Consider the following 24940-nt stretch of genomic DNA (forward strand, 5'->3'; position numbering starts at 1 on the left):
ATGCAAAATACAGATATAGAAAAACTCAATCATATTTTAGAAGGGATATGTATAACAGCAAATGCTTTAGATCCAGAATTTCAACCACAATTTGACTGTTATATAGAACTATTAAATTTCAATGAAAATATACCAATTTATGAGAACTTCAAGCAATTCTTTACTATTAACTCCGTTTGGAGAAGTATGAAGAAAATGTGTGATGACCCACAATTTGTAGACTGGCAATTTCAAATGAAAAGTATAGGAACACCTACTGAAACAATAAATTATTTTTTCCGTAAAAATCTATTTCCTACGTTAAGTGATAAGCAATTTACAGTAATTGCAGTTTATTTAAAATCATATATTGAAGGTCTAATCGGAGAATTAAAAGACTCCCAACAAGGCTATATAAGACCACCAAATAAATACCTTCCAAAGTATCTCCAACATTGGCAGCACCTTTACCTCCAAGGTAAAGATGCAGAAATTCTGGTTACTTTTGAAGCCAACACTTAAAATTAATACAGGTAAATAAATGAAACTCGCAGAAGCACTTTTACTGCGAAGCGATCAACAAAAAAAGCTCGCTTCGTTAAAACAACGAATTAATGCCAATGTATTGGTACAAGATGGTGATGAACCTAGTGAAGATCCAAATGAGCTCATCAAACAAGTATTCGCTTTAACTCAGGAAAGCAATCAATTGATTTGTCGTATTCATTTGACCAATGCACAAGCAAAACTGGAAGATGGCAAAGTATTGTTGTCCCTATTAAGCTTGCGCGATAGTTATGCTGAACAGCATAAGATTTTAATAGATGCGATTGCCAATACGCATCGAGAACCTGATCGTTATAGCTCACGTGAAATTAAGTGGAAGAAAGTCATTCCTGTTTATAGCTTACAAAAGCAGGCGGATGATATCAGTGCGAAACTACGTGACTTAAACGTAAAAATTCAGGCTGCTAACTGGCAAATTGATCTAATCAATTAAACAATAGATTTTGTGAAATTATTTTCACAATCAAAGTTTGGGCATACTGGGCGAGTACAAGATCCTGCATTACTCCGATCTGAGGGATTGAAAATAATTCAGGCGGCTATGGCAGCATGTGAGCCGTGCATCGATATTCACTTATCAGGCTCAGCATTATGCACCTACTAAACCTTTGTCAAAAGCAAAGTCACGCGTTACTTCGCATTACCATGTACTGACAGTATGTTCATTAAATTAGAAAATAAGGAAAACAGAAGTGAATACAGTTTTGGCAAATATGCCAAAAGCCATTCAAATTGATGGCTCACAAGGTGAAGGTGGTGGACAGATTTTAAGAACCGCCCTTACCCTTTCAATGATTACAGGTCAGGCATTTGAATTAATTAATATACGTGCAGGACGTAAAAAACCAGGGTTAATGCGTCAACATTTGGTTTGTGTACAAGCATCTCAACAAATTAGCCAAGCTTATGTAGAGGGTGCTGAATTACATAGCCAACGTTTATATTTCGCACCTCAGCATGTTCAAAGTGGTAAATATCAATTTCAAATCGGTTCAGCGGGTAGTACAACACTGGTTTTACAAACGCTTCTACCTGTTTTGTTATTACAAAATGAAGCTACCGAACTCACCATTTCAGGGGGTACACATAACCCACTTGCACCAACAGCAGATTTTATTGAACACTGCTTTTTACCTGCTCTAACAAAGATTGGAATTAACGTCGATTTTAGATTAAATAAAGCTGGCTTTTTTCTAATTGGTGCGGGTGAAATTCAAGTTACCATTCAGCCATGGCAACATCGAAACAGCTTAAAGTTATTAGATCGTGGTGCTTTGCAATGCAATGAAGCTTTTGCAGCAGTATTAAATCTTTCAGAAGAAGCACAGATAGCACAACGTGAATTAATCACATTAAGTAAAAAACTAAACTTAAGCTCTCAGCAACAATTTCATTTAAATGGAATTAGCCAAGGCAATACAATGTATGTGAAAGTTACTCATCAATATCACACTCAACTGTTTACAGCTTTAGGTGAGATGCGCAAAAGTGCAGAGCAAATAGCTGATCATTTAGCAAAAGATGTAAATTTATATTTATCTTCGCAGGCTGTTGTAGATGAGTATTTGGCAGATCAATTGCTTCTGCCTTTAGCTTTAGGTCAAGGTGGTGAATTCACCGCACAATGTATTAGCGAACATACTCGTACTCAAGCAGCCATGATTGAAAAATTTATTGATTGTGAAATCGAATTTGTCGAGTTAAATCCACATCATTTTCATGTAAAAGTTAAAGTTTAAGAAGCTCATAATTGAGCTTCTTATCTCTTAAAAAATTACTCTACAGATGCCAAAGCGATTACCAGTAGCTTCCAGCATTTCTCTACAGTATCAACTTTGACTCGTTCACCCGGTGCATGTGCCCCCTGAATATCCGGACCAAACGAAACCATCTGTAAATGTGGGTAATGTTCAGCAATAATCCCACATTCTAAGCCTGCATGAATTACTTTTAGATTTGGCTCAATATTAAATGCATTTTGATAAGCTTGTTGTAAGCACTTTAGAGCAGCCGAATCTGGATTTGGTGTCCAACCCGACACTAACGGCGTAAGTGTAGAGCCGATATTAAATTGGCTAAAATGGGCCTGAATTTTTTCGGCAAAATCTTGAGCTTCTTGGTTCACCATTGAACGGACCATTAAAACAGCTTTTCCACCTTCTCGATTTAGTCTCACCACCCCAATATTATTTGAGGTTTCAACTACATCTGGTAGAACCTGACTCATACTTGCAACACCATAAGGACTTGTTGCCAAAGCTTGCAACCATTCATTTTGCTGTTGTTGAGCAATCGCTTCGGTCACTTCAGCACCAGCGGGTTGAATACTTAATTGCAAGTTGTCATCAATACCCTGTAGCTGTTCTTTCCATGCCGTTTGATATTCAGCAAGTAACTTTTCTAGGCTTGATAACTGATTAGGCGAAATTGCAATAGTTGCTACAGCTTCTCGCGGTAAAGCATTACGGGCCGTACCACCTGTAAACTCAACAAGATGCCCACCTAGAGAGGCTAAATGTTGATTTAAAAAGCGAGCCAAAATAACGTTGGCATTGCCACGTCCTAAATGAATATCTACGCCAGAGTGACCACCTTTAAGACCAGCCACCTGAATATTCACAATATTCAAATTTTCAGGAATTGGCTCATAATTAAGCGGCTGCTCTACCTCAACATCAATACTACCAGCACACCCTAAATACAACTCACCCCACTCTTCCGTATCAATATTAAATAGCCATTTTCCTTTTAGCACACCTGTCTCTAAAAGTCGCGCACCACTCATCCCTGCTTCTTCATCGACTGTTAAAAGAACCTCTATTGGGCCATGAGCAATATCATTTGAATCTAAAACAGCTAATGCCAAAGCCACCCCAATGCCATTATCAGCACCTAAAGTAGTGTCTTTGGCAATTAGCCAGCCATCCTCAAGAACTGGACGAATCGGGTCTTTAAAGAAGTCATGTACCGTACCAGTATTGGCTTGTGTGACCATATCTAAATGGCCCTGAAGAATAACTCCAGACACATGTTCTTTACCCTGAGTCGCATTTTTACGGATAATCAAGTTTCCTACTTCATCTACATAAGTTTCTAAATTCCGACTTTCGGCCCAGTTTTGTAAAAACTCACGAAGCTGCTGTTCATGCTTTGACGGACGAGGAATAGTACAAAGTGTTTGAAAATGCTGCCAAACGACTTGAGGAGATAATGCTGCAATATCAACTTGTGTCATGAAAACTACACTCTAATTATGTAAATATCTTAATAATTTCAATATACACAAAGCATTAAAGATAGGTAGCGATTTCGGGAAAGATTTTGTATTTTTATATTTAATCTAAAGAAATTGTACGACTTTTCTAAAAAGCCGTACTTCACAAATAAGTCTTAACAATAATATGTTTAGCTTTTCCACTCAAATGCTGAAAAGCTATGATCGGCTTTCAAGCTATTTTCAACAGCCTGTGCAAGCTGACGAATAATACTTTGTGTTTCGATTTTCTCAAACCAGTCTTGTTCTTCATCAGGATTGGCAGAGATTTCACACATTAAATGCCCATCATGGTCGGTTTGCTGGCAAGTAATAGACAATGGTAAAAGGTGATTATCAATACTTACTTCCACTTTTTCATGTTCATGCACAATATGCTGTGCATCAAAACCATAATTCCCCAGTTGTTTAAACAGTAAAGCCGCTACATATTCTTGAGTGATATGGCATTCATTTGGTGGATGATCAAGCACCCCATGTTGTGGGCAACTGGCAATAAATTGTAATTTTTTCATCCTTTGTCCTAACACTTTTATCATTATCTGCACTTAGCATAAGCAATAAACAAACAGCAGCCAAGCCTTTAGCTCGCTGCTGCCGTTGCTATTGTGTTAGCAATTATAAAATGTGTTAGGTAAAAAGTTATTGGCTAACTTCAATCGTTAAGCCTGCACGATTCGCCAACTCAGTAAAAGTTGGGAAACTTGTAGCAACAGTTTCAGTACCGTGAATTGTAATCGGACCAGAAGTACGAAGACCTGCCATACTAAAACTCATCGCAATACGGTGGTCATGGTGTGATTCAATTTCACCACCAGCAAAGATTGGTGACCAATCACCAGATTTGCCTTTACCTTCGATAATGATGCCATCTTCAGTAGGTGTGCAATCAATGCCCATGATTTTTAAACCATCTGCCATAACTTGAATACGGTCAGATTCTTTCACGCGAAGCTCTGCTGCACCTGTTAATACTGTTTGGCCTTCAGCACAAGCCGCTGCAATAAATAAGGCTGGGAATTCATCAATTGCTAAAGGTACTTGGTCTTCAGGCATGTGAATGCCTTTAAGCGTGCGTGAACCTTTAATATGAATATCAGCAATAGGCTCTCCACCAGCGATACGCTCATTTTCAACAGTCAGGTCAGCACCCATCTGTTTTAAAATTTCAATTACGCCAGTACGTGTTGGATTAATACCTACCGCTTCAAGTACAACGTCTGCACCTTCAGTAATTGCAGCGCCCACCATGAAGAAAGCAGCAGATGAAATATCAGATGGTACTTGAATATTAGTACCCACTAACTTACCGCCGCCCACAAGGGAAATTTTATTGCCTTCAGTTTTAACATCATAGCCAAATGCACGAAGCATACGCTCTGTATGATCACGTGTTGGTTCCGGTTCAGTTACCGAAGTTTCACCTTCAGCCCATAAACCAGCTAGTAAAATACCAGATTTCACTTGAGCAGATGCCATAGGTAAATCATATTGAATACCTTTTAATTGCTGACCACCAGTAATGCTTACAGGTGGTGTACCTTTCTCACCTGTCGTTTGGATTTGCGCCCCCATTAAACGTAATGGTTTAGCAATACGCTCCATTGGACGTTTAGAGAGCGAAGCATCACCTGTCATAACAGAATCAAACTTTTGTGCAGAAAGCATACCTGAAAGCAAACGCATGCTTGTTCCAGAGTTACCCATATATAAGGCACTTGCTGGTGCTTTTAAACCATGCATACCCACGCCATGAATGGTCACTTCACCATTTTTAGGGCCTTCAATGCTTACACCCATATCACGGAAAGCTTGTAAAGTTGCTAAAGCATCTTCACCTTCAAGGAAGCCAGTTACATGAGTCGTGCCTTCTGCAATAGCACCAAACATAATGGAGCGATGTGACACAGATTTGTCACCCGGTACGGTAAATTTACCTTTAAAAGCCTTATTTCCCGGTAAGATACTGAATTGCTGTGTCACCTTATTTTTCTCCATTAAAGGTTTTTTGGCTAACATATGATTGAAATGCTGACGTGCTGCCTGAGCATGGCCGAGTAAACCCATTAATGCATGAGAATCTTCGTTTTCAATCAATTTTCTAAGTACGGTAAGTTGTTTCTCGAAGCCATCTACAGCATTTAATATGGCTATTTTATTGGCAAAGAAAATGTCATGCCACATTTGAGGATCACTGGCAGCAATTCGTGAAAAGTCACGAAAACCACCCGCTGCATAACGGAAAATATCAAGGTTATCTTCACGGTTTGCAAGTTGCTCGACCAGATTAAATGCCATTAAGTGCGGTAAATGACTGGTATGCGCCAAAACCTCATCATGTTTGGCAACATTCATACATATCACTTCAGCTTTAGCAGCTGACCAAAGTTGAATCAGTTTCTCAACTGCCCATTCTGCACTGGTTGGTAATGGCGTCAAAATCACTTTGTGATTTGCAAATAGATCGACCTTACCTGCGTGGACACCCGTGTGTTCACTTCCCGCAATCGGATGCCCAGGAACAAACCCTGCTGGTAAATCTTCACCAAATACAGCTTTTGCTGCATCTACGACATTACCTTTTGTACTTCCCACGTCAGTTACAATTGTGGTTTCAGACAAATAAGGTTTAATTTGCTCAAGCACTTTTTGAGTGGCACGCACTGGCAAGGCTAAAACAACTAAATCCGCCCCTTTCACAGCTTCTACAGGATCGGAAAACCCTTCTTGTATTAAGCCAAGTGATTTTGCATCTTCTAAAGTTTTCTGTGAGCGTGTAGATGCCACTATAGTTGTCGCCATCTTTTCGGCAACAATAACCCGTGCCAAACTCGACCCAATGAGTCCTAAACCAATAAATGCAACTTTTTTAAATAGGGGTTGTGACATAACTTCAACTTTGCTTTTGCTCAACGTTATTTAAACCTTTGAGCAATTTGTTTTTTAAGCATAATGACATGCCCATCTTGATACATGTCATTATTCCAACATGAGTGATTAAAGAACGGCAGCAGGATAAGAACCTAAAATACGAAGCTCTTTTACCATTGGACGAATCTCATTGATTGCCGCAGCCACATTTTCCTGATCGATATGACCTTCTAAGTCAATAAAGAATACATATGCCCATTTTTCAGGTAATGCTGGACGGGTCTCAATGCTCGTTAAGCTAATATTATGTTTTGCAAACGGCGCTAAAATTTCTAATAAAGCACCTGCACGGTCATGCGCTGAAATTAATAACGATGTTTTGTCATTGCCACTTTGTGGAATTTTTTCACGGCCAATCACTAAGAAACGAGTAGTATTTTCCGGATTATCTTCAATATTGCTATGCAAGATTTCAAGGTTATACATGCCTGCTGCAATATCAGACGCGATCGCTGCTGAATGCCATTCATTGCGAATACGGCGTGCAGCTTCTGCATTTGAGTTTAAGGCAACACGTTCAACACCCGGATAATGCGCGTCTAACCATTGGCGACATTGAGCCAAAGTTTGCTGATGCGCATAAATCTGCTTAATACTGTCTTTACGTGTATTTTCAGAAACAAGGAATTGATGATGAATACGCAATTCAACTTCACCAATCACATTTAAATTCGAAGTTTTAAAACAATCTAAAGTATGATTTACGATACCTTCAGATGAGTTTTCAACCGGAACTACACCGTAATGCGCACTACCCGCTTCTACTTCACGGAATACTTCATCAATAGTTGGTAGCGGACGAACAACCGCATCTTTACCAAAATGTTTAAGTACGGCAGATTGAGTAAAAGTACCTTCTGGGCCTAAAAATGCAATACTTTGCGGAGCTTCTAAAGCAAGGCAAGCAGACATAATTTCACGGAACAAACGGGCCATAGTTACGTCAGATAAAGGCCCTTGATTGCGCTCCATAACTTTACGTAAAACTTGTGCTTCACGTTCAGGACGATAAAACAAAGGATTCTCTTCAGAAGCAAATTTAGCTTTCGCAACAGCTTCAGCAAGGCTTGCGCGGCGATTTAATAACTCTTGAATCTGTTGATCTACGCTATCAATATCTTCGCGAATTTGTTCTAAACTAAGAGAAGTCGTTTTGTTTTGATCATCGTTGATCATTGGAAGGCAGCCTCAGCAAAATCATCTTTTAAACGAGAGTATAACAATAGTCGGCTTTGATTTGTTAGGCAATATGGGTGTATGGGCTTTTTTCATTAATCCGGCTCGAACCTTTGTATAAGATTACTTTATTTGATAATGATTTTCATTTATTATTTGACTTATAACATTTTCTTAACTTTATTATGCTTAAATCTTTTTTCTTTTTATCTTGTAATTTCCTTCTAGGCTCTTTAATAAGTAGTTCCGTTTTGGCTCAAGCCCCTGTAAAAAATCAATCAAAAATCGATTTTCACAACAATCAGGCCCAGTTCCAAATCAAATCTAAAAATACTGGACATGAATACCTTATTCAAATTTATAAACCACCTGTTGCCCCACCCCAACATGGTTATCCGGTACTTTATATATTAGATGGTAATGCAACATTTCCAAGCGCAATGAATATTGCCCAGTCGATTGGAGCAGGCTCTGCAAAATTAGGTTTAGATCCGCTCATTATTGTAGCTGTGGGCTATCCTCAGCAAAAAACCTTTGATGTGCAAAAACGCGCTTATGATTACACCCCAAAACCTTCTGCCGAGTTTCAAGCACAAGGTAAATATAAATATGGTGGTGCTGACCAGTTTATTGCTTTTTTAAATAATGAGCTTAAGCCTGAAATCGCTAAACAATTTCCAATTAATAGCCAACAGCAAAGTCTCTATGGGCATTCTTTTGGAGGGTTGTTTGTGCTTTATCATTTTTTTCAAAAACCTACTGCATTCCAGCGTTACTTTGCTGCAAGTCCTTCTCTCTGGTTTGATCAAGGCATGTTATTTCGAGAATTAGAACAATGGCAAAGTCAAAAGCAAACCGTGTTCCCAATGCTAATGACGACAGTCGGTACACATGAACAAGGTGGGCCACATACCCAGTTTAATCAAAGAATTAATAAAGACGATTTCTTTAAAGTCTTAGAAAATAAGCGTTCAGACCAATTTACTTATTGGCATTTCAATAATCCTGCTGAACAGCATATCACCAATTTGTATGCGAGCTTACCTAAAGCGCTTATGTTTGCTTCATGCCAAAATCTAGAAAGCTGTAAATCTTTATTCGATGAACCATCGCAGAAAACAGCTAAATAATAAAAAAAGCCTACTCAAAGGTAGGCTTTTTTTGAAACTATTATTAAGCTTTGCCGATTAATCCACGTGCTACGATTTCTTTCATAATTTCATTTGTACCGCCGTAAATACGTTGAATACGGGCATCTACAAAGAAGCGTGAAATTGGATATTCAGTCATATAACCATAACCACCAAATAGTTGTAATAGGTTATCCGCCACCTTCATTTGCATATCTGTACTAAAACTTTTCAGTGCTGCAGCCGTCTCAACATCAAGTTTACCTTCTTGATATAAAGCAACATTTCGCTCATAGAAAGCTGTTGTCGCAAGCTCATCAATTTTTGCTTGTGCTAAAACAAAACGAGTATTTTGGAACTGTGAAATAGGTTGACCAAATGCATGACGTTCTTTTACATAAGCGGTTGCCAAATCAATTGCACCACGAATAGCGCCAACCGCTGTCGATGCGATAGCCGTACGTTCACGCGGTAATTCTTGCATTAAATAAGCAAAACCTTGTCCAGCTTGTCCGAGTAACTGATTTTTAGGAACCTTAACATTGTCAAAAAATAGCTCAGATGTGTCTTGAGAATGCAATCCGATTTTGTCGAGGTTAGTTCCTTTTTTGAAACCTTCTAGGTGAGTATCCACCAATAATAACGATACACCTTTCGCACGCGCTTGCGGATCGGTTTTTACTGCAAGCACTACAAGGTCAGCATGTTGTCCATTTGAAATAAACGTTTTAGAACCATTTAGCAAATAATGGTCATCTTGCAAAATGGCACTGGTACGCATTGACTGTAAGTCTGAACCGGCACCCGGTTCTGTCATACCAATTGCTCCGACTACTTCACCTGTTACCATTTTCGGTAACCAGTATTGTTTTTGTTCTTCGGTCCCAATATGTAAAATATAAGGCGACGCAATCTCAGAGTGACAAGAAATAGCAGTTGATAATGCGCAAAATCCAGCACGAGCCGATTCTTCAACTAACATTAATGAATAATACGTTGGGACGCCATAACCACCATATTCTTCTGGGACATCCACACATAAAAAACCATTTTCGCCCAGTTGAGACCAAACTGAACGTGGCATAATTCCTTCACGTTCCCATTGGTCATAATGTGGAGCAATATGCTCATTCATAAAACGTTTAAAATTATCACGGAATAATTCTAAATCTGCATCATATGCCAACATAATATTTTCCTTCGGCTTTATTGTTTTATCGAATCTCATTGCTGTGCATGCTAATCATTTTTTACACAACTGTCATGGCTTAGCTGCTCATTTAAACTGTACTTTTCAGTCAGCCAATAAAAAAGGAAGCCAAAGCTTCCTTTTTTATTGGTAGATCTGAATTAATCTAAACCTTCTGCAACCTGAGGATTTTTTGGAGCCAACATTTTTCTGTCAACTTCATCTGGGTTGTTTAAAGCATCATTGAGCTTATCTTTGTCTAAAGCACCCACCCATTTTGCAACTACAATCGTTGCCAAAGAGTTACCAACAAGATTGGTTAAAGCACGTGCTTCTGACATGAAGCGGTCAATACCTAAAATCAATGCCAAACCAGCTACCGGAATATGTCCTACTGCAGATAAAGTTGCTGCCATAACAATAAAGCCAGAGCCTGTTACACCCGCTGCACCTTTAGATGAGATTAGGAGTACCAACAACAAAGTAATTTGATGTTGAATATCAAGCTGTGTATTCGTTGCCTGAGCAATAAAGATTGCAGCCATAGTCAAATAGATTGATGTACCATCAAGGTTAAATGAATAACCTGTTGGAATAACTAAACCAACAACCGACTTTTCACAACCTGCAATTTCGAGTTTACGTAACATGCGAGGCAAAACAGATTCAGAAGAAGATGTACCAAGTACAATTAATAGTTCTTCACGAATCAGGCGAATCATTTTCAGAATACTGAATCCACTAATGCGGCTGATTGTACCCAAAATTAAGAAAATAAAGAGTAAACACGTAATATAGAAGCAGATAATAAGCTGGCCTAACTGTACCAGTGAACCTACACCATATTTACCGATAGTAAACGCCATTGCCCCAAATGCACCAATTGGCGCAAGCTTCATAATCATGTTCACAATGTTAAAGAACACGTGTGCAATTTGATCAATTAACTTTAAAACTGGGCGTCCTGCATCACCTAACTTATGAAGCGCAAAACCAAATAGTATTGCAAAAAGAAGGACCTGTAAGATTTCACCATTTGCAAATGCACCAACCACCGTATCTGGGATGATATGCATCAAGAAATCAATGGTAGATTGTGACTCACCAGAAGTAACGTATTTTTGGATACCTGAAGTGTCCAGAGTTGCAGGATCAACATTCATTCCTACGCCTGGCTTTGCAATGTTAATCACCACAAGGCCAATCAGAAGCGCGATTGTTGAAACGATCTCGAAGTATAACAACGCAACACCGCCAGTTTTACCAACTGACTTCATGCTTTCCATACCAGCAATACCACTCACTACTGTACAGAAAATAACAGGTGCGATGATCATTTTAATCAAACGAATAAAAGCATCACCTAATGGCTTGAGTTGCTCACCTAAACCTGGAATATGTTGTTCAACACCATTAACAATTTGCGTTGTACTTGGTGAGAAATGCCCTACCAAAACACCCGCAATAATCGCAATAATCACTTGAAAATAAAGTGATTTATAAATCGGTTTTTTAGCCATAACTTTACTTCAATCTATATTTCCAAGTCCGTTGGAAATATCAAAATGAAACGTCTATTCTTTACGAATACACAGCCCTAACCTTTCACATGAACACCGCAAAAGGGAAACGGTTTTTTAGAAACAAAAACCTTCCTACTACCTCAATGAAAACAAAAAACTGTTTTCTAAAACAGGAGAATACCTGAAGTTTCTAACTACTTTGAGTAGCTAGAAATAACCTCTTACTTTTTCAATAAAAAGCTGAAGATATAGGAGAATCACAGAAAATTATGATATGAGTGCTCAAAAAAGCACATGAAGTTTACTCGAATTAAATCACGATTCGATTAAAATTTTGGCTAATACGCACAAAAAATACTCATGCAGCCTTAAGACTTTAGTATGAGAAACACTTTTGATATTTTTTCATCAGTTTTTTATGTCATATTGATAAGTCCTTGTAGACATTTCATTTTGAGCTGCCTACTCCCCTTACTTTTACTGTTTTGAATTGCCATGAATACTAAACGTAATATATATAAAGATGCTGAACATCCCTTTGCTCAATATGTCCGTATTTTAGGTAAGGGGAAAACTGGATCTCGCTCACTGAGTTATGAAGAAGCCTATCAGGCTTTTACTATGATTTTAAAAGGCGAAGTTCTTGACGTTCAGTTGGGTGCTTTTTTAATGCTGCTACGTGTTAAAGAAGAATCTATTGATGAACTTGCAGGTTTTGTACAAGCCACAAAAGACCAGCTTCATTTTGCACCTTTAGAAGTTGACTTAGATTGGTCATCTTATGCCGGTAAGCGTAAACATTATCCTTGGTTTTTATTAGCGGCTCTTACCCTTGCTCATCACGGTTATAAAATCGTAATGCATGGCGCTTCCGGACATACCATTAACCGAGTTTATACCGAACAAGTTTTGGAATATTTAGATTATAAAATTTGCCATTCTGAACAAGAAGTTCGTACCCAATTGGCAGAACAAAATTTCGCTTACTTACCGCTAGATGTGATTTCACCAGTTTTAAGCGAATTAATATCTCTAAGAAATGTCATGGGATTGCGTTCACCTATTCATACTTTAGCCCGTTTAATTAATCCTTTTAACGCTAAAGCCACCTTACAAGCCATATTCCATCCTGCTTACAGAACTTCACATCAGCATAGTGCACTTCGCTTAGGCTATCAAAATAGCGCAGTTATTAAGGGCGAAGGCGGCGAATTCGAGCGAAACCCAGACGCGAAAACACTCATTTGTGGTATTAAAAATGGCGAACTCTATGAGCATGAGTTGCCAAAGCTTACGCCTGAACGTAGCCCAATTGAAGAAGAGTTAGACTTAGCAACCTTTAAAGCTGTCTGGCTTGGGCAACAGCATCATGAATATGGGGAAATGGCCGTAACAGAAACCATGGGTATTGCGTTATATACCATGGGCGTGGTTTCTAATTTCGAGGAAGCGATGCAAAAAGCAAAAGTATTATGGGAAACACGAAATTTAAGCAATCTTAATTTGTAGTTAACAAATGCTATCGTGAAGGTCGACATGGATGTCGACCGTATCACTGCGATACAGGAAGTATCGTCAGTGATACAGAGGATTTTTGGTTACTTTTGATCCTTCAAAAGTAATAAAAGCCTATATGCTATAACTTATGAAAAACATGCTATATAAGGCTGTATGGAATAACCAAAAATAATTTTTCTATCTTATTAAGTTTTAAACAAAACGAATCGGTTTAAATTCAGGCTCATGCTTGTGATGATCATCTTCACAAACCTCACCCTCTTCTTTTGTACCACGGTCAATATAACCACTACGCTGTTCTTCTGGTAAGTTCTTTAACTCCCAAGCAATAACAGCTTGCATACATGTTTCACGCTGTTCTTTCGTTAAAGCAACACCATTTGGCCATTTACCAATTTCTACTGCTGTTTTTAAACGCTCTACAATCTCAGGGTTTAAAACAGATAGCATTTGTTCAATATTCATGATTCATCTCTTTGAAAAGATTCAAAATCTTGGTTCCAACCCAATTTGGTACGACAAGCCATATAGAAATCATAACCAGGTGGGTGTAATAAACTTAATTTAAATGGGTGTTTGCGGATGTGCAAACTATCACCGACATTGAGAGAGACACTATGTTGTCCATCTGCACTTACCATCGGTAATACCCGATTTTCGCGAATGACGATTTTAATTTCACTTTGCCCACCAACTACGATTGGGCGTGAAGATAATGTATGGGGATGCATAGGAACTAATGCAATAGCATCCATACTAGGATGTAAAATTGGACCACCACCTGATAAAGCATAAGCAGTTGAACCAGTTGGTGTCGAAACAATTAAACCATCACTATGCTGGCGATAAACATATTGCCCATCGATATTGAGTTCAAAATCGATCATATGTACCGACTTACCAGAGTGTAGTACGACATCATTTAAAGCAATTGCATCATAAATGACTTCCCCATTAGTACGTACTTCCATTTCAAGCAAGAAACGGCGATCAAGTTGGAAATGACCTTGTAAAACCTGATCAAGCTTAAAAATAGCTTCCGAAGGCTTAATATCGGTTAAAAAACCTAAACGTCCACGGTTAATCCCGATCACAGGCGTATTGTAGCGCACTAAAGCTCTGGCTGCATGAAGCAATGAACCGTCACCACCTACAACAATCACCAGATCAGCGACTTCACCTAATAAGTGACGACTAACGACTTGCGCATGATCATAGGGCACTAATTCGGCAGTTTCCTGATCAAAAATGGGGTTTAGGCCTAAACTTAGCAAATGGTCATGAATTAAACATAGTGTTTCTACAACTGATGATTTATCTGGTCGACCAATTAACCCGACGTTTCTGAAGGACTTATGTGAAATTTGCACGAATGAGTAAGCTCCGCTGCGATTCTAAGCTATCATAACATTAACCAGATTAATTTAAAAAAACATAACAACAAGATACTGTAAAATTCAATCTAAGTTTTCCATTTATTCACAGTTTTATCATTGCAAATTGATGACAAGCTATCGCATCATTAACGCATTGTTTAGGGTTTTATCTCATTTATATGAAGTTTGAACGTGGTATCGGTTTCTTCGCGCTAATTTTTTCCATTTTGGTGATTGGTGCTTTTATTGCTCTTAGTATCTATCTGATTCGTTTAGATAATATTATACGTGAAAAATTTGAAGGACAACGCTGGGACATTCCGGCCAAGGTGTTTGCTCGACCTTTGGAAATTTATAATAATGCGCCAATTACTCAAGCAAATTTCACCCAAGAATTAAAATTACTAGGTTACAAAACTTCAAGTAATTATGACAAGTCTGGAACCTATGTTGCTCAAGGCAGCAACATGTATGTCCATACACGTGGTTTCGACTATGGCGACAGCGTAGAGCCTGAACAGGTTTTAGAACTGAGTTTTGCAAACGACCAAGTTGTAGAAGTTCGCAGTACAAAACCTTCATCAACTGGAGTTGCCCGTTTAGAACCTTTATTAATTGGGGGCATTTATCCTCAACATAATGAAGACCGCGTTTTGATTAAGCTTAATAGTGTTCCTAAACCACTTATTGAAGCTTTAATTTCTACAGAAGACCGTAACTTTTATCATCACCACGGTATTTCGATTCGTGGTACAGCACGTGCTTTGGTAAGTAATGTAACTGGAGGACGTCGCCAAGGTGGTTCGACCCTCACCCAACAGTTAGTCAAAAACTTCTATCTAACCCCTGAACGCACACTTAAACGTAAAGTTAATGAAGCATTAATGGCTTTACTTATTGAGTTGCATTACAGCAAAGATGAAATTTTAGAAGCATATTTAAATGAAGTGAATTTAGGTCAAAACGGTAACTATTCAATCAATGGTTATGGATTGGCCTCTCAGTTTTATTTCGGTTTACCACTACGTGAGCTTAATGTTGCACAACAAGCTTATTTAGTCGGTTTGGTTCAAGGTCCATCTTTATATAACCCTTGGAAAAACCCTGAAGGGGCAAAAAATCGTCGCGATACAGTATTAAATAACATGCGTGTCATGGGGTATTTAACTCAAGCAGAGTATGAAACTGAAATTGCGCGCCCTTTAAATGTTCTAAGCAAGCCAAGCCTAGGTCCAGCAAAATTCCCTGACTTTTTAGATATTGTGCGTCGTCAATTACGTACCGAATATCAGGAAAGTGATTTAACCAATCAAGGATTACGTATTTTTACGACCTTGGACCCAATTGCGCAAACACAAGTTCAAAATGCCTTTAAAGCTTCTGTAGAGCGCTTAGCTAATAGCAACCCTGCTCGCTTGAAAAACCTGCAAGGGGCTGTACTGATTGCCCATCCTGAAAATGGCGAATTAATTGCAGCTGTCGGGTCAACACAAGACTTTACCGGCTTTAACCGTGCCTTAGATGCAAAACGCCAAGTCGGTTCTTTATTGAAACCTGTCATTTATTTGAGCGCAATTGAATCTGGACGTTATAACTGGGCAAGCCAGATTGAAGACGCTCCAATTAGTGTTCCAGTAGACGGCGGTAAAAGTTGGACACCGAAGAACTATAGCGGCGGTGGTCATGGAATTGTGAGTTTAAGTGAAGCCTTAGCAAATTCTTATAACCTTTCTGCTGTGCGCTTAGGTCAAGAGTTCGGGTTATCTACATTTACCAACAATTTAAGAAAATTTGGTGTTGAATCGACAATCCCGGCCTACCCTTCTATTTTCCTTGGTGCAGTTAATATGTCACCAATGGAAGTACTGGGTATTTATGAAAACTTTGCTACAGGCGGTTTCAAATATCCGACTCGTGCGATTCGTTCTGTTGTAGATGCAAATGGACGTTTACTTGATCGTTATGGCCTAAACGTACAACAAACCATTGATCCATCTGTCGGTTATATCATGAACTATGGCTTACAACAGGTCATGTCATCAGGTACAGGACGTGCAGCCTATAACAGCTTATCTCCAGCTTTAAAATTAGCGGGTAAATCAGGTACGACTAACGATACACGTGACTCATGGTTTGCCGGCTATTCAGGTAATCATGTTGCAGTAGTATGGTTAGGTTTAGATGACAATAAAGTAACTGGTTTAACAGGTTCATCTGGTGCATTACCAGTATGGATTAATGTGATGAAACAATTACGCCAGACACCAGTAAACTTACGTCAACCAGACTCTGTACAGTGGCAATGGATTGACCGTGCATCGGGTGACTTATCGGCACAAGCTTGTGATGGTGCCATGTATATTCCAATGCTAGCGCATACAGTCCCACATCGTGCTACGCCATGTGGAGCACCGTATTATCAAGTTGATCCAACATATACGCCACAAAGTGATAACACAATTCCTGAGCCTCAGGATGATAATACCGACAGTTATATTCGTGAAAGTGAAAACCAGATGGAACAAGATCTGTCGAATAACACACGAATCATTTCAAGTGGTAGTTATAACAACTAAGCGTTAACAGGAAACAGGATATGTTAAAGAAAGGTGTTTTTTATATTGGTGCTGTACTTATGGTCGGCTGTACAACTTTACCAGATCATTCAGCTCCAAAAGAGAAAACACCTCCTGTTTCTGAAAAGAAGAAGTCCGAGTCCTCATCTGGTGTAAAAATTACACCTTATGATCATCCGGAAATTCAACGTAAAAGCTTACAAGTGATTGTTCCTCAGCAGAAAAAGCCGCAACGCTTTAATGATGATGGAAGCCAGTTACCCGCTTTTAAAACTTTAATGCAAAAAACCGAGCAGGCTTACAAAAACCAACAATGGTCCGAGGCTGAGCGCTACGCTCTTCAAGCACAGCGTTTAGCGCCACAGGCAGCCGAGACCTATTTATTTCTGGCATTAACTGCAAATCATAAACAGCAATATTCTAACGCTGAGTCTCTTGCAAGACGTGGTTTAAGCTTTGCGCAGAGTCAAGCCATGAAAAAACAACTTTGGTTGGTCATTTTAAAAGCTGGACAACAGCGCAATAACCCAAAAACTGTTCAAGAAGCACAACAAGCATTGAAAGCTTTCTAGCTTTTAATGCTTTATTCCTTATTAAAAATTACGAATACCCGCCAAGCCATATGCACCATGTTGTTGTGCTGTGGCTAAATCATCAGGACTCATGCCTCCCAAAGCAAATACGGGAATTTGGCACTTCTCGATTAAATCAGCAAAACGATCCGTAAGCATCCGGCTAACACAGCCTTACCAAGCGGTCCTATAAGCCTTAATTTAGTTCCCACCTAAAAACAAGTGGGGACTTAATCCATGAACATGGATATATATTCAGCAACACCTCCTGTTGCTAAAAAACGCAGAACATACAGCAAAGAATTCAAACTCAGTATTGTCAATGCCTGTAAAAATCCTAATACCTCGATCGCTTCGGTCGCACTGCAACATAGTATTAATGCCAACCTTGTCAGTCGTTGGATCAGGATCTTCAGCCATCATGAGGGTGCCGTGCAGGATCCTACTCATGTGAATCCAGCATTTATTGCTTTGCCTTACACTGCTGCAATCAGCCAACCTATTGATGAGAGGATCACGTTGTGTATCACCGTGCCTCATACGAATAATGATATTCAGCTAAAATGGCAGACATCAGAAATACCTGCCTTGGCAGAATTACTCAAGGCACTGGCAACATGATCCGTATCAATGAAATTTGGCTCTCTACCCAGCCCATGGATATGCGAGCAGGAATGGATACTGTCATGGCTCAGGTGGTGAGAGCCTTTGGCTACATCAAACCGCATTGCGCCTACCTGTTCTGTAATAAACGTGGTCATCGTATGAAAGTGTTGGTACATGATGGACTGGGCATCTGGCTGTGTGCCCGGCGTTTGGAACAGGGTAAATTTCACTGGGCTCAAGTTCACCAAGGTGAAACCGTGGCCCTCAGCCCGGAACAGTTACAGGCATTAATCCAAGGTTTGCCCTGGCAGAGAATTGGATTGCAGCAAGTGGTGAATATGCTCTAAACCAAGCTCGACCATTCTGCCATCCTCCAAACGTTCTATTTCATTCTCTTCATGACCTCAGGCATACTGCGGTCATGAATACGCTGCCTGACTTAAGCCAACTGACCCATGAACAACTGCTGGAATTCACCAGACAGTTGGCGATGCAGCATCAGTCTCTAGCACAATCAAACCAACAATTGGATGCCAAAGTTCAACATCTTTCTATTCTCAATCAAAAATACGAGCATGAACTGGCGCTGTTTAAAAAGCACAAATTCGCCCAAAAGAATGAACACTTAACGGCAAAACAAATCCACCTATGGGATGAAGCGGTTGAAGAAGATATTGCTGCTGTTGATCTGGAATTAGAACGATTAAATGCAGATAAAACCGATGCAGCGACACAGAAAGCCAAAACCAATAAACCTAAACGTCGACCACTGCCAGATCATCTACACACCATCCGTATTGAGCATGAACCTGCATCAACCCAATGCACTTGTGGATGCCAACTCCGTCGTATCGGCGAAGATGTCAGTGAGAAACTGCATTTCAGACCGGCACAGTTCTATAAGGAACAGCATGTGCGTGGTAAATGGGTCTGTGATCAGTGTGACACTCTGACTCAGCAAGCGATGCCCGCCTATGTGATTGATAAAGGCATTGCTTCACCTGAATTGCTCAGCCATGTGCTGGTATCGAAGTATGCCGATCATTTGCCGCTGTACCGTCAACGTCTGATCTATCAGCGGGCGGGAATCGAACTTTCTAGATCAACTTTATCTGACTGGATAGGTCGCTGCGGTGTAGAACTGGAACCTCTGGCCAATGCCTTAAAAGAGGTGGTGCTGCAACAGCGGGTGCTGCATGCAGATGAAACACCGGTCACCATCATGCGGATGGGTGAGAATGAGAAAAAACCGAAGAAAGGTTATGTCTGGGCCTATGCCACCACACAGTACAATCCAGTTCAGGCGGTGATCTATGACTTTCAGGATAGTCGTTCAGGCCAGCATGCTGCAGAGTTCTTGAAAGGCTGGCAGGGCAATCTAGTCTGTGATGATTACAGTGGTTATAAAGCACGCTTTAAATCAGGCCAGGTCATAGAGGTCGGCTGCATGGCCCATGCACGTCGTAAATTCCATGAACTGCATGTGACCGGGAAAAGTCAGGTCGCTGAACAGGCATTGGTGCTGATTCAGAAACTGTGTTAGCGGCAATGTAAAAATGACCCCCCAACAGCATTTGAAAATTGACCCCCTTGGTTAATATAGTGGTCTTTTTGGACTGCTCAACATGTTAACTTTGGAGCAAGCAGTGACAATCCAAATACTTCATCAACAAGGTCAATCTATTAAGGCAATTAGCCGCGAACTCGGTATTTCTAGAAATACTGTGCGTAAATATTTACGATCTCAAGTAACACCTAAATATCAACGAACACAATCTAAAGTGAGTATTCTTGAGCCTTATAAACCGTATTTAATCAAACGTGTAAATGCCGCCGATCCAGAATGGATACCGGCTGCAGTGTTGTATCAAGAAATCTTGCAAAAAGGCTACACGGGGAAAATTAGAACACTACAAAATTATCTCAATACATTAAAGCCAACTAAACAACCAGAGCCGATTAAGCGATTTGAGACTCAACCAGGTCAACAAATGCAGGTTGATTTCACAAAAATTCGACGTCATCACACCACATTAAAAGCATTTGTTGCAACTTTGGGATACTCTAGAGCAACCTTTGTTAAGTTTTATGATCATGAACGTTCTGATGCATGGATTGATGGCTTAGAAAGTGCTTTTCAGTTCTTTGGTGGTGTTCCTAAAGATGTATTATTTGATAATGCTAAGGCCATTATGATTGAACGTGATGCTTATCAAGATGGTCAACATCGCTGGAATGCTAAATTACTTGATTGTGCTAAGAAATATAACTTCCGACCACGTGTTTGTAAGCCATATCGTGCGCAAACAAAAGGTAAAGTAGAACGCTTTAATAGTTATTTGAAATCAAGTTTTATCGTGCCATTAAAAGCAAGTTTAAAGGTGGTTGACCTTAGCTTAGATGTTGATATGGCAAATGCCTATATTGGTCGATGGCTTAGTGAAACAGCAAATCAACGCATTCATGCAACAACTAAAGAAAAACCAAGTACTCGTTTGCTTGAAGAACAACAATATTTTTCTTCATTACCTTTATTTAATGATGGTTCTAAAAAATCTGTAATTGATGATGTTAGCCCATCATCACTCATACCTCATGAGAGTGTTCAACACCCCTTATCAATCTATGATGAATTACTGGAGGTTTCTTAATGAATTTACAGTATGAGCGTATTGAACAGCTTTGCCGTCAGCTTGGTCTACAAACAGTGGCATCACAATGGTCACATCATGCACAACAAACCTTAGCAAAGGATGGCAGTTATGCAGATTTCGTTGAAGCTATGCTATTACATGAATACACAGCCAAGCAGCAACGTAGTCAACAGATTCTTTTACAACTTTCAGGTCTTACTCAAATCAAAACGTTGGAGGCTTATGATTTTAATTATGCTTTAGGTGCTCCAAAGGTAAGCGTCCGCTGAATCCCATACCTATTTTTTAATTCGATTTAGGTTTCCAGCAGTGCGGCAGTAACTCTTCAATCTGGGTCACTTTATGTGTCGGTAACCTTTTCAGCACATCACTTAAATAGGCATACGGATCCAGCCCATTCAGCTTTGCTGACTGGATTAAAGTCATGATGTTTGCCGCTCGCTGACCACTGCGCAGCGAACCTGCAAACAGCCAGTTCTTGCGCCCCAACGCCCAGGGACGCATCTGATTCTCTACCCAATTGTTGCATATCGGTAGATTGCCATCATCCAGATAGCGGCTTAAGGCTGGCCAACGCTTCAGAGTGTAATTGATGGCCTTGGCGGTGGGAGAACTCGATGGCACTGTCAGATGATGTTGGTTGAGCCATTCATATAGTTGTTGCATCACTGGTTGACTATGCTGTTGTCGGTATTCGCGGCGGTCTTCCGCTGTACCATCGGTCTTTTTCCTGAGTTCTGCTTCTATCGCATACAGTTTCTGAATCAGCACCAATGCCTGTTCAGCGACCTGACTTTTCCCGGTCACATGCAGTTCATGGAATTTACGACGTGCATGGGCCATGCAGCCGACCTCTATGACCTGGCCTGATTTAAAGCGTGCTTTATAACCACTGTAATCATCACAGACTAGATTGCCCTGCCAGCCTTTCAAGAACTCTGCAGCATGCTGGCCTGAACGACTATCCTGAAAGTCATAGATCACCGCCTGAACTGGATTGTACTGTGTGGTGGCATAGGCCCAGACATAACCTTTCTTCGGTTTTTTCTCATTCTCACCCATCCGCATGATGGTGACCGGTGTTTCATCTGCATGCAGCACCCGCTGTTGCAGCACCACCTCTTTTAAGGCATTGGCCAGAGGTTCCAGTTCTACACCGCAGCGACCTATCCAGTCAGATAAAGTTGATCTAGAAAGTTCGATTCCCGCCCGCTGATAGATCAGACGTTGACGGTACAGCGGCAAATGATCGGCATACTTCGATACCAGCACATGGCTGAGCAATTCAGGTGAAGCAATGCCTTTATCAATCACATAGGCGGGCATCGCTTGCTGAGTCAGAGTGTCACACTGATCACAGACCCATTTACCACGCACATGCTGTTCCTTATAGAACTGTGCCGGTCTGAAATGCAGTTTCTCACTGACATCTTCGCCGATACGACGGAGTTGGCATCCACAAGTGCATTGGGTTGATGCAGGTTCATGCTCAATACGGATGGTGTGTAGATGATCTGGCAGTGGTCGACGTTTAGGTTTATTGGTTTTGGCTTTCTGTGTCGCTGCATCGGTTTTATCTGCATTTAATCGTTCTAATTCCAGATCAACAGCAGCAATATCTTCTTCAACCGCTTCATCCCATAGGTGGATTTGTTTTGCCGTTAAGTGTTCATTCTTTTGGGCGAATTTGTGCTTTTTAAACAGCGCCAGTTCATGCTCGTATTTTTGATTGAGAATAGAAAGATGTTGAACTTTGGCATCCAATTGTTGGTTTGATTGTGCTAGAGACTGATGCTGCATCGCCAACTGTCTGGTGAATTCCAGCAGTTGTTCATGGGTCAGTTGGCTTAAGTCAGGCAGCGTATTCATGACCGCAGTATGCCTGAGGTCATGAAGAGAATGAAATAGAACGTTTGGAGGATGGCAGAATGGTCGAGCTTGGTTTAGAGCATATTCACCACTTGCTGCAATCCAATTCTCTGCCAGGGCAAACCTTGGATTAATGCCTGTAACTGTTCCGGGCTGAGGGCCACGGTTTCACCTTGGTGAACTTGAGCCCAGTGAAATTTACCCTGTTCCAAACGCCGGGCACACAGCCAGATGCCCAGTCCATCATGTACCAACACTTTCATACGATGACCACGTTTATTACAGAACAGGTAGGCGCAATGCGGTTTGATGTAGCCAAAGGCTCTCACCACCTGAGCCATGACAGTATCCATTCCTGCTCGCATATCCATGGGCTGGGTAGAGAGCCAAATTTCATTGATACGGATCATGTTGCCAGTGCCTTGAGTAATTCTGCCAAGGCAGGTATTTCTGATGTCTGCCATTTTAGCTGAATATCATTATTCGTATGAGGCACGGTGATACACAACGTGATCCTCTCATCAATAGGTTGGCTGATTGCAGCAGTGTAAGGCAAAGCAATAAATGCTGGATTCACATGAGTAGGATCCTGCACGGCACCCTCATGATGGCTGAAGATCCTGATCCAACGACTGACAAGGTTGGCATTAATACTATGTTGCAGTGCGACCGAAGCGATCGAGGTATTAGGATTTTTACAGGCATTGACAATACTGAGTTTGAATTCTTTGCTGTATGTTCTGCGTTTTTTAGCAACAGGAGGTGTTGCTGAATATATATCCATGTTCATGGATTAAGTCCCCACTTGTTTTTAGGTGGGAACTAAATTAAGGCTTATAGGACCGCTTGGTAAGGCTGTGTTAGCCGGATGCTTACAACGATCCCATCCTAATGCACTAACGTCCGGATGAGTAGCCGTCACTTTTACAGGACTAACAAAAACGGCATCACAGCCAATTTGCTGAGCATGTTGTAAAGAAACTGCATCGTGACAAGCAGCAATAAAACGTATTCCTATCTCTAAGTCACCTTTATGTAAACTCATGAGCTGAGATTGTTTTAAATGAACAGTCTTGATCTGTTTTTTTAATTCGGAGTTCAATTGCTGCCAAATATCTACATTTATAATTAAATTTGATCGTTGCCCTTCATCTAAGGCCGTTAATTGTTCTACTTCTCGCGGGCCAAATTCATCTTCTATACGCCAATACAATAAAGCATCACTATTCGCTACAGATGTAAGTGTATGGCTAATTTTAATAAAATGAGGCCAATACAATCTTTTAATAATGTCTTTATTGGCTTTCGGGAAGTTTAGGTGAAGTAGCTGTTCACGTGTGTACCATGTCCAAGGCTGATGGATAAGATTTAATAACTCATCAGGTACATAACTATGGAACAAATGAAGGTTGACGATAATGTCATCATATTCATGGTGAATATAATCAAATTGATGCCAATCTTTTAAACCAATACCGACTTCTTCATAAATTTCACGGCGGCAGGCTTCTTCAGGCGTTTCACCCTGCTCTACCTTTCCACCAGGAAACTCATGCTTTCCACCTTGATGCTGCTGTTCACCACGCCATCCCACTAATATTTTTCCACGATGAATTAAGATAGCTATTGCGACATCGACAATCGGTTTGGGCATTTTTCTACTCACTAAAATTTTTCACAAGTGTAAGCAAATTTTATCAATTTATAAAATCTTTAAAATCTCATTGACAGATCTATTCGATAATGATTATCATTTAAATCGTTCAAGAATATACCACGGAGCACAACAAATGAACGCACCTTTTAGCTTATTTACACGCAATACAGATTCAGCTCATGCCTTACCAATGCTGCATTCTAACAACCTATTCGCCTTAGGTCGTGAAATTCGAATTATGCATGCTGGCGAGGAATATCGTTTACGCCTTACTCGCAATAACCGTCTCATTTTAACTAAATAAGAACGATCCTCGCGTTTCAATAATATTCGTGGGAAAACA

22 protein-coding genes and 4 pseudogenes are annotated in these 24940 nt (G+C 40.2%); 13 read left to right on the plus strand and 13 right to left on the minus strand.

The window, feature by feature from the left end:
• From EGS71_RS06155 to rtcA, 3 genes are all read left to right on the plus strand, one after another.
• Entirely contained in the window at positions 1–501 is a 501-nt protein-coding gene (locus EGS71_RS06155) for a hypothetical protein (protein WP_001181674.1), read from the plus strand.
• 19 nt (positions 502–520) lie between these two features.
• Positions 521–979, plus strand: coding sequence for a DIP1984 family protein (locus EGS71_RS06160; protein WP_000761350.1), 459 nt, complete (start codon positions 521–523; stop codon positions 977–979).
• Positions 980–1238: 259 nt separating this feature from the next.
• Entirely contained in the window at positions 1239–2285 is a 1047-nt protein-coding gene (gene rtcA, locus EGS71_RS06165) for an RNA 3'-terminal phosphate cyclase (protein ID WP_001098961.1), read from the plus strand.
• A gap of 35 nt (positions 2286–2320) precedes the next feature.
• On the opposite strand, the gene EGS71_RS06170 is transcribed toward rtcA, so the two are convergent.
• The 4 genes from EGS71_RS06170 to pheA form a co-directional block, all read right to left on the minus strand.
• Positions 2321–3781, minus strand: a complete 1461-nt coding sequence (locus EGS71_RS06170) for an aminoacyl-histidine dipeptidase (RefSeq protein WP_000195389.1) — start codon at positions 3779–3781, stop codon at positions 2321–2323.
• 170 nt (positions 3782–3951) lie between these two features.
• Complete coding sequence (locus tag EGS71_RS06175; protein WP_000735997.1) at positions 3952–4335, minus strand: hypothetical protein; 384 nt, start codon at positions 4333–4335, stop codon at positions 3952–3954.
• A gap of 127 nt (positions 4336–4462) precedes the next feature.
• Positions 4463–6709: a bifunctional prephenate dehydrogenase/3-phosphoshikimate 1-carboxyvinyltransferase gene (locus EGS71_RS06180; protein WP_000082063.1), complete on the minus strand. Its 2247-nt coding sequence runs from the start codon at positions 6707–6709 to the stop codon at positions 4463–4465.
• 108 nt (positions 6710–6817) lie between these two features.
• Positions 6818–7927: a prephenate dehydratase gene (gene pheA / locus EGS71_RS06185; RefSeq protein ID WP_000606364.1), complete on the minus strand. Its 1110-nt coding sequence runs from the start codon at positions 7925–7927 to the stop codon at positions 6818–6820.
• A 185-nt stretch (positions 7928–8112) separates the two neighbouring features.
• Between pheA and EGS71_RS06190 the strand changes: the two genes are divergently transcribed.
• On the plus strand, positions 8113–9057 hold the full coding sequence (locus EGS71_RS06190) for an alpha/beta hydrolase (protein ID WP_004736719.1): 945 nt from the start codon (positions 8113–8115) through the stop codon (positions 9055–9057).
• A gap of 43 nt (positions 9058–9100) precedes the next feature.
• Here EGS71_RS06190 and EGS71_RS06195 read toward each other — a convergent pair whose 3' ends face one another.
• Together EGS71_RS06195 and EGS71_RS06200 are read right to left on the minus strand one after the other, a co-directional pair.
• Positions 9101–10246 (minus strand): acyl-CoA dehydrogenase family protein, encoded by a 1146-nt coding sequence (locus EGS71_RS06195; RefSeq protein ID WP_000881877.1) that lies wholly within the window; start codon positions 10244–10246, stop codon positions 9101–9103.
• 161 nt (positions 10247–10407) lie between these two features.
• Positions 10408–11766 (minus strand): dicarboxylate/amino acid:cation symporter, encoded by a 1359-nt coding sequence (locus EGS71_RS06200; protein WP_001085436.1) that lies wholly within the window; start codon positions 11764–11766, stop codon positions 10408–10410.
• A 498-nt stretch (positions 11767–12264) separates the two neighbouring features.
• Between EGS71_RS06200 and EGS71_RS06210 the strand changes: the two genes are divergently transcribed.
• Positions 12265–13278 carry a glycosyl transferase family protein gene (locus EGS71_RS06210; RefSeq protein ID WP_001093412.1) on the plus strand — a complete coding sequence of 338 codons (1014 nt, stop codon included), beginning with the start codon at positions 12265–12267 and terminating at the stop codon, positions 13276–13278.
• A gap of 201 nt (positions 13279–13479) precedes the next feature.
• On the opposite strand, the gene EGS71_RS06215 is transcribed toward EGS71_RS06210, so the two are convergent.
• Positions 13480–13752, minus strand: a complete 273-nt coding sequence (locus EGS71_RS06215; RefSeq protein ID WP_001019667.1) for a YeaC family protein — start codon at positions 13750–13752, stop codon at positions 13480–13482.
• The gene (locus EGS71_RS06220) at positions 13749–14657 is read right to left on the minus strand and encodes an NAD(+) kinase (protein ID WP_001167242.1); all 909 of its coding nucleotides are present in this window, start codon (positions 14655–14657) and stop codon (positions 13749–13751) included. Before EGS71_RS06220 ends, EGS71_RS06215 begins: the two co-directional genes overlap by 4 nt.
• A 185-nt stretch (positions 14658–14842) precedes the next feature.
• Between EGS71_RS06220 and mrcB the strand changes: the two genes are divergently transcribed.
• Complete coding sequence (mrcB, locus tag EGS71_RS06225) at positions 14843–17239, plus strand: penicillin-binding protein 1B (protein WP_000667412.1); 2397 nt, start codon at positions 14843–14845, stop codon at positions 17237–17239.
• A gap of 20 nt (positions 17240–17259) precedes the next feature.
• Positions 17260–17811, plus strand: a complete 552-nt coding sequence (locus EGS71_RS06230; RefSeq protein WP_000913439.1) for a tetratricopeptide repeat protein — start codon at positions 17260–17262, stop codon at positions 17809–17811.
• A 21-nt stretch (positions 17812–17832) separates the two neighbouring features.
• Here EGS71_RS06230 and EGS71_RS06235 read toward each other — a convergent pair.
• Positions 17833–17961 (minus strand): annotated as a pseudogene (locus tag EGS71_RS06235) (dGTP triphosphohydrolase); the annotation flags it as partial.
• An 87-nt stretch (positions 17962–18048) separates the two neighbouring features.
• Here EGS71_RS06235 and EGS71_RS06240 point away from each other — a divergent pair.
• The 5 genes and pseudogenes from EGS71_RS06240 to istB form a co-directional block, all read left to right on the plus strand.
• On the plus strand, positions 18049–18432 hold the full coding sequence (locus tag EGS71_RS06240; RefSeq protein ID WP_001055589.1) for a transposase: 384 nt from the start codon (positions 18049–18051) through the stop codon (positions 18430–18432).
• On the plus strand, positions 18429–18764 hold the full coding sequence (tnpB, locus tag EGS71_RS06245; RefSeq protein ID WP_000619347.1) for an IS66 family insertion sequence element accessory protein TnpB: 336 nt from the start codon (positions 18429–18431) through the stop codon (positions 18762–18764). The genes EGS71_RS06240 and tnpB (EGS71_RS06245) overlap by 4 nt, the downstream gene beginning before the upstream one ends.
• A 74-nt stretch (positions 18765–18838) precedes the next feature.
• A pseudogene (locus EGS71_RS06250) lies at positions 18839–19954 on the plus strand (IS66-like element ISAba25 family transposase); the annotation flags it as partial.
• A gap of 88 nt (positions 19955–20042) precedes the next feature.
• On the plus strand, positions 20043–21068 hold the full coding sequence (gene istA, locus EGS71_RS06255; RefSeq protein ID WP_002009888.1) for an IS21-like element ISEc57 family transposase: 1026 nt from the start codon (positions 20043–20045) through the stop codon (positions 21066–21068).
• A pseudogene (istB, locus tag EGS71_RS06260) lies at positions 21068–21325 on the plus strand (IS21-like element ISEc57 family helper ATPase IstB); the annotation flags it as partial. The gene istA and the pseudogene istB, both read left to right, overlap by 1 nt.
• Positions 21326–21356: 31 nt before the next feature.
• Here istB and EGS71_RS06265 read toward each other — a convergent pair.
• The 4 genes and pseudogenes from EGS71_RS06265 to EGS71_RS06280 form a co-directional block, all read right to left on the minus strand.
• Positions 21357–22940 carry an IS66-like element ISAba25 family transposase gene (locus EGS71_RS06265; protein ID WP_001094424.1) on the minus strand — a complete coding sequence of 528 codons (1584 nt, stop codon included), beginning with the start codon at positions 22938–22940 and terminating at the stop codon, positions 21357–21359.
• Between the two features lie 74 nt (positions 22941–23014).
• Entirely contained in the window at positions 23015–23350 is a 336-nt protein-coding gene (gene tnpB, locus EGS71_RS06270) for an IS66 family insertion sequence element accessory protein TnpB (RefSeq protein WP_000619347.1), read from the minus strand.
• Positions 23347–23730, minus strand: a complete 384-nt coding sequence (locus EGS71_RS06275; protein WP_001055589.1) for a transposase — start codon at positions 23728–23730, stop codon at positions 23347–23349. Before EGS71_RS06275 ends, tnpB (EGS71_RS06270) begins: the two co-directional genes overlap by 4 nt.
• Before the next feature lie 57 nt (positions 23731–23787).
• Positions 23788–24594, minus strand: a pseudogene (locus tag EGS71_RS06280) (NUDIX domain-containing protein); the annotation flags it as partial.
• 136 nt (positions 24595–24730) lie between these two features.
• Between EGS71_RS06280 and hemP the strand changes: the two are divergent.
• Entirely contained in the window at positions 24731–24901 is a 171-nt protein-coding gene (hemP, locus tag EGS71_RS06285; RefSeq protein ID WP_000993415.1) for a hemin uptake protein HemP, read from the plus strand.
• The last annotated feature ends 39 nt before the right edge of the window (positions 24902–24940 follow it).

It is taken from the genome of Acinetobacter sp. FDAARGOS_559, assembly GCF_003940475.1.
Lineage (GTDB): Bacteria > Pseudomonadota > Gammaproteobacteria > Pseudomonadales > Moraxellaceae > Acinetobacter > Acinetobacter baumannii.

Bases quoted from the DNA above. Each gene is read 5' to 3' on its own strand.
- EGS71_RS06190 (WP_004736719.1), top strand. From the start codon at position 8,113: ATGCTTAAATCTTTTTTCTTTTTATCTTGTAATTTCCTTCTAGGCTCT.
- EGS71_RS06265 (WP_001094424.1), bottom strand. From the start codon at position 22,940: ATGAATACGCTGCCTGACTTAAGCCAACTGACCCATGAACAACTGCTG.
- EGS71_RS06155 (WP_001181674.1), top strand. From the start codon at position 1: ATGCAAAATACAGATATAGAAAAACTCAATCATATTTTAGAAGGGATA.
- EGS71_RS06230 (WP_000913439.1), top strand. From the start codon at position 17,260: ATGTTAAAGAAAGGTGTTTTTTATATTGGTGCTGTACTTATGGTCGGC.
- hemP (WP_000993415.1), top strand. From the start codon at position 24,731: ATGAACGCACCTTTTAGCTTATTTACACGCAATACAGATTCAGCTCAT.
- EGS71_RS06200 (WP_001085436.1), bottom strand. From the start codon at position 11,766: ATGGCTAAAAAACCGATTTATAAATCACTTTATTTTCAAGTGATTATT.
- EGS71_RS06175 (WP_000735997.1), bottom strand. From the start codon at position 4,335: ATGAAAAAATTACAATTTATTGCCAGTTGCCCACAACATGGGGTGCTT.
- EGS71_RS06215 (WP_001019667.1), bottom strand. From the start codon at position 13,752: ATGAATATTGAACAAATGCTATCTGTTTTAAACCCTGAGATTGTAGAG.
- pheA (WP_000606364.1), bottom strand. From the start codon at position 7,927: ATGATCAACGATGATCAAAACAAAACGACTTCTCTTAGTTTAGAACAA.
- EGS71_RS06170 (WP_000195389.1), bottom strand. From the start codon at position 3,781: ATGACACAAGTTGATATTGCAGCATTATCTCCTCAAGTCGTTTGGCAG.
- EGS71_RS06275 (WP_001055589.1), bottom strand. From the start codon at position 23,730: ATGAACATGGATATATATTCAGCAACACCTCCTGTTGCTAAAAAACGC.
- tnpB (WP_000619347.1), top strand. From the start codon at position 18,429: ATGATCCGTATCAATGAAATTTGGCTCTCTACCCAGCCCATGGATATG.
- EGS71_RS06210 (WP_001093412.1), top strand. From the start codon at position 12,265: ATGAATACTAAACGTAATATATATAAAGATGCTGAACATCCCTTTGCT.
- EGS71_RS06195 (WP_000881877.1), bottom strand. From the start codon at position 10,246: ATGTTGGCATATGATGCAGATTTAGAATTATTCCGTGATAATTTTAAA.
- mrcB (WP_000667412.1), top strand. From the start codon at position 14,843: ATGAAGTTTGAACGTGGTATCGGTTTCTTCGCGCTAATTTTTTCCATT.
- EGS71_RS06160 (WP_000761350.1), top strand. From the start codon at position 521: ATGAAACTCGCAGAAGCACTTTTACTGCGAAGCGATCAACAAAAAAAG.
- istA (WP_002009888.1), top strand. From the start codon at position 20,043: ATGTTAACTTTGGAGCAAGCAGTGACAATCCAAATACTTCATCAACAA.
- EGS71_RS06240 (WP_001055589.1), top strand. From the start codon at position 18,049: ATGAACATGGATATATATTCAGCAACACCTCCTGTTGCTAAAAAACGC.
- EGS71_RS06180 (WP_000082063.1), bottom strand. From the start codon at position 6,709: ATGTCACAACCCCTATTTAAAAAAGTTGCATTTATTGGTTTAGGACTC.
- tnpB (WP_000619347.1), bottom strand. From the start codon at position 23,350: ATGATCCGTATCAATGAAATTTGGCTCTCTACCCAGCCCATGGATATG.